This window comes from Bradyrhizobium sp. CCBAU 11361 (assembly GCF_028128935.1).
Classification (GTDB): Bacteria; Pseudomonadota; Alphaproteobacteria; order Rhizobiales; family Xanthobacteraceae; genus Bradyrhizobium; species Bradyrhizobium niftali.
Window position 1 is genome coordinate 53,777 of the sequence record NZ_LBJZ01000199.1, and the last position, 11,873, is coordinate 65,649.

General features: G+C 65.4%; 14 protein-coding genes. 8 read left to right on the plus strand and 6 right to left on the minus strand.

Annotation, left to right across the window (positions count from 1 at the left end; all coding sequences use genetic code 11):
* Positions 1–3 precede the first annotated feature (3 nt).
* The gene (locus XI08_RS41765; protein WP_025575945.1) at positions 4–1,089 is read right to left on the minus strand and encodes an AbrB family transcriptional regulator; all 1,086 of its coding nucleotides are present in this window, start codon (positions 1,087–1,089) and stop codon (positions 4–6) included.
* A gap of 92 nt (positions 1,090–1,181) precedes the next feature.
* Positions 1,182–1,457 carry a PsiF family protein gene (locus XI08_RS41770; RefSeq protein WP_271578900.1) on the minus strand — a complete coding sequence of 92 codons (276 nt, stop codon included), beginning with the start codon at positions 1,455–1,457 and terminating at the stop codon, positions 1,182–1,184.
* Between the two features lie 202 nt (positions 1,458–1,659).
* On the opposite strand from XI08_RS41770, the gene XI08_RS41775 reads away from it, so the two are divergent.
* Positions 1,660–2,157 carry a hypothetical protein gene (locus XI08_RS41775; protein WP_271578901.1) on the plus strand — a complete coding sequence of 166 codons (498 nt, stop codon included), beginning with the start codon at positions 1,660–1,662 and terminating at the stop codon, positions 2,155–2,157.
* A gap of 47 nt (positions 2,158–2,204) precedes the next feature.
* Here XI08_RS41775 and XI08_RS41780 read toward each other — a convergent pair whose 3' ends face one another.
* Positions 2,205–2,753, minus strand: coding sequence for a TetR/AcrR family transcriptional regulator (locus XI08_RS41780; protein ID WP_135176587.1), 549 nt, complete (start codon positions 2,751–2,753; stop codon positions 2,205–2,207).
* Between the two features lie 102 nt (positions 2,754–2,855).
* Between XI08_RS41780 and XI08_RS41785 the strand changes: the two genes are divergently transcribed.
* The 5 genes from XI08_RS41785 to XI08_RS41805 all read left to right on the plus strand — a co-directional run bounded on the left by XI08_RS41785 (position 2,856) and on the right by XI08_RS41805 (position 5,661).
* The gene (locus XI08_RS41785; RefSeq protein WP_271579119.1) at positions 2,856–3,284 is read left to right on the plus strand and encodes an acyl-CoA thioesterase; all 429 of its coding nucleotides are present in this window, start codon (positions 2,856–2,858) and stop codon (positions 3,282–3,284) included.
* Positions 3,285–3,287: 3 nt separating this feature from the next.
* Positions 3,288–3,764, plus strand: coding sequence for a PaaI family thioesterase (locus XI08_RS41790; protein WP_271578902.1), 477 nt, complete (start codon positions 3,288–3,290; stop codon positions 3,762–3,764).
* A 44-nt stretch (positions 3,765–3,808) separates the two neighbouring features.
* Positions 3,809–4,192: a CidA/LrgA family protein gene (locus XI08_RS41795; protein ID WP_271578903.1), complete on the plus strand. Its 384-nt coding sequence runs from the start codon at positions 3,809–3,811 to the stop codon at positions 4,190–4,192.
* On the plus strand, positions 4,189–4,911 hold the full coding sequence (locus XI08_RS41800) for an LrgB family protein (RefSeq protein ID WP_025575961.1): 723 nt from the start codon (positions 4,189–4,191) through the stop codon (positions 4,909–4,911). Before XI08_RS41795 ends, XI08_RS41800 begins: the two co-directional genes overlap by 4 nt.
* 87 nt (positions 4,912–4,998) lie before the next feature.
* Positions 4,999–5,661: a DsbA family protein gene (locus tag XI08_RS41805; protein ID WP_027544340.1), complete on the plus strand. Its 663-nt coding sequence runs from the start codon at positions 4,999–5,001 to the stop codon at positions 5,659–5,661.
* Between the two features lie 81 nt (positions 5,662–5,742).
* On the opposite strand, the gene XI08_RS41810 is transcribed toward XI08_RS41805, so the two are convergent.
* The 3 genes from XI08_RS41810 to XI08_RS41820 form a co-directional block, all read right to left on the minus strand.
* Positions 5,743–5,949, minus strand: coding sequence for a hypothetical protein (locus tag XI08_RS41810; protein ID WP_027544339.1), 207 nt, complete (start codon positions 5,947–5,949; stop codon positions 5,743–5,745).
* A gap of 82 nt (positions 5,950–6,031) precedes the next feature.
* Positions 6,032–7,102 (minus strand): phospholipase, encoded by a 1,071-nt coding sequence (locus XI08_RS41815; RefSeq protein WP_271578904.1) that lies wholly within the window; start codon positions 7,100–7,102, stop codon positions 6,032–6,034.
* A gap of 28 nt (positions 7,103–7,130) precedes the next feature.
* The gene (locus XI08_RS41820) at positions 7,131–8,102 is read right to left on the minus strand and encodes a S1C family serine protease (protein ID WP_271578905.1); all 972 of its coding nucleotides are present in this window, start codon (positions 8,100–8,102) and stop codon (positions 7,131–7,133) included.
* 292 nt (positions 8,103–8,394) lie between these two features.
* Here XI08_RS41820 and XI08_RS41825 point away from each other — a divergent pair, with 292 nt between their 5' ends.
* Both XI08_RS41825 and XI08_RS41830 read left to right on the plus strand, forming a co-directional pair.
* A complete protein-coding gene (locus tag XI08_RS41825; RefSeq protein WP_271578906.1) occupies positions 8,395–9,813 on the plus strand; it encodes a M20 family metallopeptidase in 1,419 nt (472 codons plus the stop codon).
* 262 nt (positions 9,814–10,075) lie between these two features.
* Positions 10,076–11,866: a peptide ABC transporter substrate-binding protein gene (locus XI08_RS41830; protein WP_271578907.1), complete on the plus strand. Its 1,791-nt coding sequence runs from the start codon at positions 10,076–10,078 to the stop codon at positions 11,864–11,866.
* Positions 11,867–11,873 lie beyond the last annotated feature (7 nt).

Here is an 11,873-nt window from a genome sequence, read left to right on the forward strand (position 1 = left end):
AGCTTAATCGTCCACGTCGTCCTGCGTGCGGCCGAACAGGTGCACGATGCCGGGCGTCGCGATCGTCACGAACACGAAGCGTGACAGATGATGGGCGCCGACGAAGATCGGGTCGATGTGCAGCGTCAGGGCCAAGGCCAGCATGGCGTCCATCGCGCCCGGCGCGAAGGCGACGACGACGTCCGAGAACTTCACCTGCGTGGTGAGGGCGACGATGCCGACGAAGATCGCGGAGACGGCGATGGCCACGGTAAACGATCCCAGCGCCGCGTTGATGTGGCCGGCGAGGGTCTTGATCCGCATCCGCGCGAAACGGCTGCCGATCAGGGCGCCGATGCCGATCAGCGCCACGCCGCGCACCCAGTTCGGCAGGCCGCCCTCGACCCAGCCGGCACCATGCAGCACGCTGGAGGCGATCATCGCGCCGAACATCCAGCTCGCCGGAAACTTGATCAGCCGCAGGACGAGCGCCGCGGCCAGCGAGGCCGCAACCAGCTCCACGAGGTCGAGCGGCGAGGCAATGGCCGTCGTCAGGGACGGCGCAGCAGAAGACGACACGCCCGCAAGCGCCAGCACCATCGGCAGCGCGGCGGTGAGGATGATGACGCGCATGGTCTGCACCACCGCGATGCCCGGCAGGTCGGCGCCGCGCTCGACCGCCAAAATCGTGATCTGCGACAGCGCGCCGGGGCTGCCGGCAAGAAAGGCCGAGGTGCGATCCCAGCCATGAACGCGCTGGAGGTAATAGCTCGAGCCGAAGGTCGAGCAGAAGGTCGCGAGTGCGAGCAGGCCGATAGTCAGGGGATAGGCGCTGACCTGCTGGATCAGGTGGCGCGAGACGACCGAGCCCAGCGAGATGCCGAGCAGCACCAGTACGGTCTGGGTCAGGATCGGCGGCAGCGTCAGCTGCCGGCCGGCGATCGCGGCGATGCCGACCGCGATCATCGAACCCGAGATCAGCCCGCCGGGGAGATTGGCGACGAGAAACACGAGGCCGCCCGCAGTGCCGATGACGAGTGTCTCCACCGTGCTCAGGATCTTGGCACGGCTCGGCCATTCGAACGGCAGGGAGGCGGTGATTTGCTTCACGCCGCCTTATCGCAAATCAGCGGGAGGCGCACAATTGCAGGCTCGTCATGCCGCAATGCGCGCGCCTCTCGCCGAAGCCGGGGGTGACTGACTTACTTCTTGTCCGCGGCAGCCGGCGCGGCCGTGCCGGCCTTGGCGGTCTTGATGCATTCGGAGCGGAATTTCTTGCGCTCCTTGCCATGCAGCCCCTTGGCATCCGCCTGCTTGGAGCATTCGAGCGACTCGGCCGAGTGCTCCTTTGGTGCCTTCTTGTCCGTGGGCGCGGCGGTTGTGGTCTTGGCTGCCGGCGCGGCGGTCTGCGCGAAGGCGGTGCCGGTGGCGAGCAGGGAGGCGAGGGCGACGGCGGCGAGGCGGGAGGCGAGGGTCATGATGTTGCACTCTTCCTGGGAAAATGGCGAAGGGCTGGAACGTCGGCTCGCGTTGCTGAACGCGACATGAATGGGCCGAGCGACGGGATCACTATATTTTGGCGGCGAAAGCCATCGTATCCTTGTCGCAAGCGACCGGCACGCTAGGATAGCAATCCTCGTTTAACTTCCGTCGGGGAAGACCAAGGAGGAGACCCAAGGGATGACCATTCAGACAAAATTGTTGTGTGCCATTGTGGCGTCGGGTGTCGCGGCATTCGTGGCCACCGCACCGGCGCAGGCGCTGACCTCGCAGGAGTGCAGCGCGAAATATCAGGCGGCCAAGAAGGACGGCTCGCTCGGCACCATGAAGTGGAATGACTTCCGCAAGGCCCAGTGCGGTGCCGACGCGACGCCTGCCGCTGCGCCGACCGCGGCTGCTCCCGCTGCGCCCGCCGCTCCGGCCGCGCCGAAGCAGGCGAAGAAGGAGGCAGCCCCCGCTGCCGCTCCGGCGCCGACATTGCCGGCCGGTCCCGCGATCTATCCGAACGCGATCGATCCGAAATACGCCAAGGAAACTGCCGGCAAGGCCCGCCTGCACACCTGCGTCGACCAGTACAATGCCAACAAGACCACCAACGGCAATGGCGGCATGAAGTGGATCGAGAAGGGTGGCGGCTACTACAGCGAATGCAACAAGAAGCTGAAGGGCGCCGCCTGAGGCTTCGGCATGATGCGATGGCCGGGGCAAAGCTCCGGCCATTCCGCTCAGTCCAATAGTTTCTCTGCCGATTTCGCCACCAGCTGCGATCGCTTGCGCGGACCGCGCTCGACGAACAGCAGGCTCTGGCCGAAGATGAAGCAGTAGAACAGGAAGGCCTGCGCCTCGGCCTCCTCGGCCTCGAGGCCGGTCGCGCGATAGAGCTCGGCGACGTGCTTGAGCCGCGCCGCATCCACGCTCGCCACCGCCGCCGCGGCGTTCTCGTCCGAACGGGCCCATTGCCGGATCGCGAGCTCGATCGCCATGCCCTCCGGGTTGAGCCGCTCGGAATAGAGCTGGATCACCGCCCTCAGCCGTTCGCGCGGCGCCTGCCCGTCGAGGCTCGTCTGCTGTGCGATGGACGCCGCGCGCCCCTCGCGCCAGCGTTCCAGCATGGCCCCGAGCAGTGCGGCGCGGTCGGCGAAGCGGCGGTAGAAGCCGCCCTTGGTGACGCCGAGATTCTTGGCGAGCACCTCGACCCTGACGCCCTCGACCCCCGAGCGGGCGAGCTCGGTAAACCCTGCCTCGACCCAGACATCGCCCTTGCCGTCGCTCATGAAGGAAGCCTCACCGGTTCTTGATACGGTGCCGTATTGCTAACGCGTCTGACGCCTGATACGCTACCGTATCAAGATCAACAAACAGGGCAGGGAATGGCGATGGAGCGGGAGGCGACCTATCGCGGCACGGTCTATCCATGGCAGTGCGATCATGTCGGCCACATGAACATCATGTGGTATGTCGGCAAATTCGATGAGGCCAACTGGAATCTGTTCGCCCGCCTCGGACTGACGCCGAGTTATTTGCGCTCCTCCGGCCGCGGCATGGCCGCCGTGCAGCAGAACATCAGCTACAAGCGCGAGCTGCTCGCCGGCGACATCGTCGAGATCCGCAGCCATCTGCTCGACGTCCGCGACAGATCGATCCGCTTCCGGCACGACATGATCAATGCCGAGACCGGCGAGATCGCCGCTTTCTGCGAGATTACCGGCGTGCATATGGACCGAAGCAAGCGCAAATCAGCGCCGTTCGAGGATGCGATCCGCGAGGTCGCTCTTAGATATCTCACCGAACCGGCCGAGGCTTGAGCCATGACCGCGTTCGAGCCGAAGAACCCGGGCTATCGCGCCGCGGCCATTGCCATGTTCGACGGTCAGCCGGCGATGCGCACGCTTGGCGTCACGATCGTCCGCCTTGCGCCGGGCGAGGCCGAGCTGGCGATGCTGCACTCGTCCAAATTCACGCAGCAGAACGGATTTGTCCACGCCGGCATCATCACGGCCGGGCTCGACAATGCCTGCGGCGTTGCCGCCTTCACCCTGATGCCTGACAAGGCCGATATCCTCACCGTCGAGTTCAAGACCACGCTGCTCGCGCCCGCGCGCGGCGCGCGCTTCGTCTTCAAGGCCGAGGTGGTCAAGCCCGGCCGCACGCTGACCTTCTGCGAGGCCAGGGCCTTTGCCGAGCACGAAGGCAAGACCACGCTGATCGCCACCATGACCGGAACGTTGATGGCGATGCTGCCCCGCGTTGCGGCTTCGCCCGAAGTGCGTGCGCCCCGTGCATAGCGGCGATTGACAAGCCTGCCGGCGCATCTCTTGATGCGCTTGTCATGCTCGCAAGTCTCGGCCTCATCCTGCTCTGCCAGTTGATCGGCGAAGCCGTCGTGCGCGGCCTCGGCCTGCCATTGCCGGGACCCGTGCTCGGCCTGCTGTTGCTGTTGATCCTGCTGCTTGCACGCGACCGCTTTGCGCTGCTTGCGTGCGGGCCGTTGCGCAACGGCGGCGTGGAGGCTGCCAGCAAAGGATTGCTGGCCCATCTGTCGCTTCTGTTCGTGCCGGCCGGTGTCGGCGTCGTGCAGAAGCTCGATCTGCTCGCATCCCACGGCGTCGCCATCATTCTCGTGCTCGCGCTCTCGGTGGTCGTCACGCTGCTTGCGACGGTGCTGACCTTCCGCCTCGTCAGCCGCCTCCTGAGGCAACAGGACGCGCGATGAAGGACAACCCGTTCTCGCTCTGGGTCTATCTCTCGCAGTCCCCGCTGCTGTGGCTGACCGTGACCCTGCTGGTCTATGCGAGCACGGATGCGGTGTCGCTGGCGAGCCGGCGTCATCCGCTCGCCAATCCCGTGCTGCATGCGATGTGGATCATCGGTGCGTTCCTGCTCGTCACCGGCACCTCCTACACCACCTATTTTGCCGGCGCGCAGTTCGTGCATTTCCTGCTGGGGCCCGCCACCGTCGCGCTCGCCGTGCCGCTCTACGAGAACCGCAGGCGCGTGGTGTCGTCCATCGTGCCGATGCTGGTGGCGCTCGTGGCCGGCTCGGTCACGGCGGTGGTGTCGGTCGTGCTGCTGGCCGAGCTCGCCGGGCTGCCGCGCGACGTCGTGCTGTCGCTGGCGCCGAAATCGGTGACGGCCGGCGTTGCCATGGGCATCGCCGAATCCCTGCACGCCGATCCCTCGCTGGCGGCCGTCGCGGTGATCCTCACCGGCATCATGGGCGCGATCATCGTGACGCCGCTGATGAACCGCACCGGCGTCACCGATTTCCGCGCGCGCGGATTTGCCGCCGGCCTCGCCGCGCACGGCATTGGCACCGCGCGCGCGTTCCAGGTGGATGAGATCGCCGGCGTCTTTTCCGGCATCGCCATGAGCCTGAACGCTTTGGTGACCTCGTTCCTGGTCCCGCTGGCGGTCACGCTGCTGGTGCGATGACATCGCCGCCGCGACGCTCTATATGAAGCGTAACACTTCCCGGTCTCCAACCGTATTTGCGGGGATGGGACCGAAACGGGACGAGATATGACTGGATTCAGGAATAAGGGCCTCTTGGTACCGACGCGGCGTGCGGCGCTCACGCTGATCGGGGCGGGCGCGCTCGCAGCGGGCGGCATCACCTCGGCACGGGCCGCCGCCGCCGATGACGAGGTGCTGACCGAAACCAAGGTGCTGCGCGATCCGGACACGCCCGTCGCCGGCAATCCCGACGGCAATATCACCATCGTCGAATGGTCCGACTACAATTGCCCCTATTGCCGCAAGCTCGAGCCCGAGCTGCGCCAGGTCGTCCAGGACGACGGCAAGGTGAGGCTGGTGATGAAGGACTGGCCGGTCCTCGGGCCGGTGTCGGTCACGGCGGCGCGGATCGCGCTCGCGGCGAAATTCCAGGACAAGTACCACCAGGCCCATGACGCCATGATGGGCGTCAGCTCCCGCCTGACCGAGCCGCGCATCAATGAGCTTCTGGCGGCTGCCGGCGTCGACATGGACCGGTTGAAGCGCGATCTCACCGACCATGCCAAGGACATCGACGCCATCCTCAAGCGCAACAACGAGCAGGCCGAAGCCTTCGGCTTCCGCGGCACCCCGTCGTTCATCGTCGGCAAGTACCGCGTGCCCGGCGCGCTCAGCATGACCGAGTTCGAGCAGGTCATCGCCGACGCGCGCAAGGCCAAGATGAACTAAGGCGCTCGCCGCAACTGACACGGCCAACACAAAGGCGCCGCCGCAGACCGCGACGGCGCCTTGTTCATGATGTCAGCAACGTTACTTCGACGAGATGCGGACCCAGTCCTTGTGCGCGCGATCGCGCAGAGCATCCCAGTCGGCCTTGGCGACATCCCAGTTCACGATGGTGCGGTTGGTGGTCGCGACCTCGCCATTGGCGACGGATGAGGTCTGCATGGAATCATAGACATAGACGCCGCCCGCAAGAAGCAGCGCGCCCAAAATCATTCCGAAAAAAGTCTTCATAGCGAACCTCCGGTGTCGCGCCGATAACGTCGGCACGGCGCGATGGTTCCGCGGCCATGCGGCGCATCTAAGGAGAGGTTGTTCATTCTCCGTTCAGCCACGCCAGCAGATCCGCATTGATCTCGCGCGGATAGGTGTGGCTGAGATCGTCGATCTCGCGATAAGTGACGTCGGCGCCGGCAGCGGAGAGCGCCGCTTGCGTCTGTCGCGCGGTCTGCACAGGAAACATCCAGTCGAGCTTGCCGTGGGTGATGAAGATCGGCAGGCGCTGCAGGCGCGCAGCATCCGCCATCTCCGCCATCAGCGGGTGGAAGGTCGCCGACACCGGCGCGAGATGCGTAAAGGGCGAGGCGCCATCGAGCCCGCTGACGTAGCAGAAAGTGCCTCCGTCGCTCATGCCGGTCAGCAGCATGCGCGAGCCGTCGATGGTCCAGCGGCTGCGCACGGTCTCGAGGATGCGCATGAGGTTGGGCGTATCGGTGTCATCGCCCATCAGCGCCCAGGTTTGACCGGTCGCCGTCGGCGCCACTAGGATCGCACCCAGGCTGCGGGCATCGCGTAACCAGCTCCACAGGAAGCCACGGCCATTGCCGCTGCCGCCATGCAGCGCCATCACCAGCGGCATGGCGCGATCGGGCGTGTAATATTCGGGGACATAGACCGAGAAGCCGCCGCGGCTGCCGGGCTCGTTGTGATCGTGGAAGATGCCGGTGTGCTCGCCCGCGCCGGCCGCGAGCCGTGCCAGCAGGTTCTCGTCCTCGCGCCTCGCGGCGTTGAGGAAGAAGCTGCTGACCGGCGGAAACTGCACCGCAAGCGGATAAAGCGCTTCCAGCGCGCGCGGCGCGTGGCGCAGTGCGCGGAAGAGGGCGACGAGATCGCCGTTGCCGCGCTCGACCTCGCGAATGCCGGCAAAGGCGGCGAGTGTTTCGTTGCAGGCACCATCGAGCCGGTTGCGCAAGCCGGCGAACTGTTCAGGCCAGGTGCCGATCGCGGCGCGCGCCGCTTGCAGCGCGTCGTCCGGCGCACCGATCGCATTCATCACGGAGGCGAAGGCCGGCGGATGCAGGTGGCGGGCGAAGAAGCCGAGCGCCTCCAGCGCATCGAGCAGCGGCGGCAGTACGGCCACGATGTCGTCAACGACGGCCTCGGTCATCGCCGCTTCCTTGCTTCAGTTCGGCCGGTCAGTGCAGCTTCGGCGCCTTCAACAGCTTGAAGCGGTCGGTCGAGGTCACCGTGACGTCGAAGGTGACGCCTTCATGATGCACGGTGAGCGGCACGTCGACGCCGGCGGCGCCGAGCGCCCACATCTTCTTGTAGAAGGCGGTCTGGCTCGTGATCTTCTCGCCGTCCACGGCGAGGATGACGTCGCCGGTCTTGAGCTCGGCGTGAGCGGCCGGACCATTGGCGGAGATTCCGATCACCACCACGCGGTTGTCGATCTCGGTCGAATAGAGTCCGAGCCAGGGCCGCGACGGCTTGTTGACGCGGCCGAACTTGCGCAGATCCTCCAGGATCGGCTTCAACAGGTCGATCGGCACGATCATGTTGACGTGCTCGGCCTTGCCGTCGCGTTCGCGCTCGAGCTGAAGCGAGCCGATGCCGATCAACTCGCCGCGCTCGTTGAGCAGGCCGGTGCCGCCCCAGTTCGGGTGCGCGGGATAGGTGAAGACAGCCTCGTCCAGCAGATATTCCCAGTAGCCGGCGAATTCCTGCTTGGCCACGATCTGGCTCGCAACCGATCGCGTGCGGCCGCCGGCGCCGCCGACCACGACGCGGTCGCCGACGCGGGTCTGCGCCGAGTCGCCGAGCGGCAAGGGTTCGACGTCGAGCTCACCCAGCGCCTGCACGAGACCGAAGCCGGTGACGGAATCGAAACCCAGGGCATGTCCTTCGACGACGCGCCCGTCGGCGAGGTGCAGCCACACCGATTCCGCCTCGGTGATGAGATAACCGATGGTCAGCACCAGCCCGTCGTCGATCACGACGCCGTTGCCGGCGCGCTCGGTGCCCAGCGTCTCGGCGCTGAACGCGTCGGGCGGGATGATGGCGTGCAGGCCGACGACGGACGCGAGCGCGCGGTCGAGATCGAAACCGTAATCGCTCGCACGCGGCTGATTGGCCGGCGGCACTCTCCATTCGGTCAGGGCGGGCATGGAGTTCTCCTGGCTAGTGCATCGCTCCGCCGTGGCCGGCGGGACGACGCGCGAAGCCCGCATAATTTAGGCTGGACAAGGCCGTCTTGAAAGCCTCGTTCCTCAACTATTCTGCAGAACGCGGCGTGAAATCTTCGAAAGTCGCGGGATCGTTTCGCGCGCGGTCGGCGGTCCGGCGGCCCTTCGATCCGGCATCCGCCGCATGGCTGCTGTCCGGCGAGGTGCTAGGCGCCGTGCATTGAAGCTGCTAACGATTGCCGCTTCGTTTGACCAAGAGATCACGGACCGAAGCATGGATAACCGCAGCGACATCTGGCGTGGCGTCGACACGATCAAGACGCGTTTCATCGACCTCAGCGACAAGGTCTGGGGCATGCCGGAGGTTTGTTACACCGAGGCGCGGTCCGCCGCCGAGCATCTCGCCGAGTTGCGCCATCAGGGCTTCCGTATCACCGAGAACGTCGCCGGCATCCCGACCGCGCTGATCGGCGAATGGGGCGAGGGCGGACCGGTCATCGCCTTCATGGGGGAATATGACGCGCTGCCGGGCCTCAGCCAGGAGGCAGGCGTTGCGGAACACCGTCCCGTCGAGACCGGCGGCCACGGCCATGGCTGCGGTCACAATCTGCTCGGTTCCGCGGCGCTGCTGGCGGCGACCGCGGTGAAGGACTGGCTCGCCGAGAACAAGGTGCCGGGCCGCGTGCGCTACTACGGCTGTCCGGCAGAAGAAGGCGGCGCGGCAAAGGCGTTCATGGTGCGCTCCGGTGCGTTCGAAGACACCGACATCGCCATCACCTGGCATCCGCACAGCTTCTGGGAAGTGGCGGTGACGCCGTCGCTCGCCAATACGCGGGCCGACTTCATCTTCACCGGCCGCACCTCGCACGCCGCGGCCTCGCCGCATCTCGGCCGTTCCGCGCTCGATGCGGTGGAGCTGATGAATGTCGGCGTGAACTACATGCGCGAGCACATGCCGAGCGACGCGCGGGTGCATTACGCGCTGCTCGACACGGGCGGCATTGCGCCCAACGTGGTGCAGGCGCATGCGCGCGTGCGCTACTCCATCCGCGCCCGCGATCTGCCCGGCATGAACGAGCTGGTCGGACGCGTCAGCAAGATCGCGGACGGCGCGGCGCTGATGACCGAGACCAAGGTCGAGATGAAGATCATCTCCGCGGTCTCCAACATCCTGCCGAATACGCCGCTGGAGCAGGCGCTGCATCGGGTCATGGAAGAGCTCGGACCGCCGCATTTCGACGACGCGGACAAGGGGTTTGCCACCCAGATCCGATCGACGCTGAGCGACAAGGACATCGCCTCGGTCTACTACGCGATCGGGATGGAGCCGACCGATCGGCCGCTGGCCGACTTCCTGGTGCCGCTCGATGCCAAGCGCAACCCGCTGGTCGGCTCGACCGACGTCGGCGATGTGAGCTGGGTGGTGCCGACGGTGCAGGTTCACGCACCAACGGTTGCAATTGGTACGCCGTTCCACACCTGGCAGGTGGTGGCGCAGGGCAAGAGCCCGCATGCCCACAAGGCCATGGTGCAGGCGGCCAAGGCGATGGCGGGTATCGGCATCAACGCGCTCACGGAACCGGAGCTGATCAAGGCCGCGAAAGCCGACCTTGCGAGGCGGACAGCCAAGACACCTTATGTCTGTCCGCTGCCGGACCACGTCGCGCCACCGCTGAATATGTCCGTGGTGTAGAATTTCGTCTCGATACTTCGTCTGATCCGGCGAACAAATTTTCCGCAGTGCAACGTGGATTTCGGCGTGTTTTGACGCCGGATTGCCGAGCGCTTGGGCTGCGGAACGCAGTTTTGCCCAACGGACAGCCAGAACACTGTTTGCATACACACGGTCGCAGTTGACGGGCGGCCTATTCAGTGTGCCATCTACGGCCAGACAAAACCCGGCGGTCGCATCGCGGCCGCCTGCATCCATTCGGGAACCAGACGGGGGACAAACCATGCTGGATAAAGAACTGCGTTCGATGATCGGCCAAGTGAAGGACGGACGGATGGATCGCCGTGCCTTCATCCAGCGTCTCGCCGCTGTCGGTCTGACAGCCCCGCTGGCCAACCAGATCCTCGCGCTGGGCGGCGTCGCCATGGCGGAAGGCGTTTCGACCTACAAGCCGACCAAGCGCGGCGGCGGCGGTGCGCTGAAGCTGTTGTGGTGGCAGGGGCCGACCCTGCTCAATCCGCATTTCGCCACCGGCACCAAGGACCAGGACGGTTCGCGCCTGTTCTACGAGCCGCTTGCCTGTTGGGATCCGGACGGCAACATGAAGCTGGTTCTGGCCGCGGAAATCCCGTCGATCCAGAACGGCGGCCTCGCCGCCGACGGCAAGTCGGTGACCTGGAAGCTCAAGCCCGGCGTCAAATGGCATGACGGCAAGCCGTTCACCGCCGACGACGTCGTGTTCAACTGGGAATATGCCAAGGATCCCGCGACCTCCGCGGTCACGATTGCGACCTATCGCGACATCGTCGTCGAGAAGGTGGATGACCTCACCGTCCGCATCGTCTTCAACAAGCCGACGCCGTTCTGGGCCGACGCTTTCGTCGGGGCGCCGAACTCCATCATCCCCAAGCATCTGTTCGCGGATTACAAGGGCGCCAAGTCCCGCGAGGCGCCGAACAACCTCTCGCCGGTCGGCACCGGCCCGTACAAGTTCCTCGAGTTCAAGCCGGGCGATATCGTCCGTGGCGAGCTCAATCCCGACTATCACATGCCGAACCGCCCGTATTTCGACACGCTCGAAATGAAGGGCGGCGGCGATGCCGTCTCGGCGGCGCGCGCGGTGATCCAGACCGGCGAATACGATTTCGGCTATAACATCCAGGTGGAAGACGACGTGCTGCTGCGCCTGGAGAAGGGCGGCAAGGGCAAGGCCATCTACGCCGTGGGCGGAGATACCGAGTTCATCGCGCTGAACTTCACCGACCCGAACACCGAGGTCGATGGCGAGCGCTCTTCGATGAAGACGAAGCACCCGCTGTTCTCCGATCCCGCCGTGCGCAAGGCGCTGGCGCTGCTGGTCGATCGTGAAGCGGTGAAGAAGGTGATCTACGGCCGCGCAGGGCGCACCACGGCGAACTTCCTCAACGGCCCCGAAAAGTTCGTCTCCAAGAACACCAGCTGGGAATTCAGCATCGAGAAGGCGTCGAAGATGCTGGATGACGCCGGCTGGAAACCGGGTGCGGACGGCATCCGCGAGAAGGACGGCAAGAAGCTGAAGCTTCTGTACCAGACCTCGATCAACGGCCCGCGCCAGAAGACCCAGGCCATCGTCAAGCAGGCCTGCCAGAAGGCGGGCATCGACGTCGAACTGAAATCGGTCGTCGCCTCGGTGTTCTTCTCCTCCGACGCCGGCAATCCCGACATCTATCCGAAGTTCTATGCCGACATGGAGATGTTCCAGATCCCGATGAGCCAGCCGGATCCGTCCCAGCACATGCGGCGCTATATGTCGGCGAACGTGGCGACCAAGGAGAACAAGTGGCAGGGACAGAATTTCCCGCGCTACGTGAACAAGGAGTATGATGCCGCGATCCTGGCCGCGGAAGGCGAGATGGATCCGGTCAAGCGTGCGGCGTTCTACATCAAGGCCAACGACATCCTGATCGGCGACACCGTGTTCATCCCGGTGCAGCATCGCCTCAAGGTGGAGGCCGCTGCCAACAACCTGGTTTGCGTGATCAGCGGCTGGGCGAACGAGACCGACAACCTGTTCGACTGGTACCGGGAGGCATGATCGCGCA

Bases quoted from the DNA above. Each gene is read 5' to 3' on its own strand.
- XI08_RS41800 (WP_025575961.1), top strand. From the start codon at position 4,189: ATGAAGGACAACCCGTTCTCGCTCTGGGTCTATCTCTCGCAGTCCCCG.
- XI08_RS41805 (WP_027544340.1), top strand. From the start codon at position 4,999: ATGACTGGATTCAGGAATAAGGGCCTCTTGGTACCGACGCGGCGTGCG.
- XI08_RS41790 (WP_271578902.1), top strand. From the start codon at position 3,288: ATGACCGCGTTCGAGCCGAAGAACCCGGGCTATCGCGCCGCGGCCATT.
- XI08_RS41770 (WP_271578900.1), bottom strand. From the start codon at position 1,457: ATGACCCTCGCCTCCCGCCTCGCCGCCGTCGCCCTCGCCTCCCTGCTC.
- XI08_RS41830 (WP_271578907.1), top strand. From the start codon at position 10,076: ATGCTGGATAAAGAACTGCGTTCGATGATCGGCCAAGTGAAGGACGGA.
- XI08_RS41795 (WP_271578903.1), top strand. From the start codon at position 3,809: ATGCTCGCAAGTCTCGGCCTCATCCTGCTCTGCCAGTTGATCGGCGAA.
- XI08_RS41775 (WP_271578901.1), top strand. From the start codon at position 1,660: ATGACCATTCAGACAAAATTGTTGTGTGCCATTGTGGCGTCGGGTGTC.
- XI08_RS41780 (WP_135176587.1), bottom strand. From the start codon at position 2,753: ATGAGCGACGGCAAGGGCGATGTCTGGGTCGAGGCAGGGTTTACCGAG.
- XI08_RS41820 (WP_271578905.1), bottom strand. From the start codon at position 8,102: ATGCCCGCCCTGACCGAATGGAGAGTGCCGCCGGCCAATCAGCCGCGT.
- XI08_RS41825 (WP_271578906.1), top strand. From the start codon at position 8,395: ATGGATAACCGCAGCGACATCTGGCGTGGCGTCGACACGATCAAGACG.
- XI08_RS41815 (WP_271578904.1), bottom strand. From the start codon at position 7,102: ATGACCGAGGCCGTCGTTGACGACATCGTGGCCGTACTGCCGCCGCTG.
- XI08_RS41785 (WP_271579119.1), top strand. From the start codon at position 2,856: ATGGAGCGGGAGGCGACCTATCGCGGCACGGTCTATCCATGGCAGTGC.
- XI08_RS41810 (WP_027544339.1), bottom strand. From the start codon at position 5,949: ATGAAGACTTTTTTCGGAATGATTTTGGGCGCGCTGCTTCTTGCGGGC.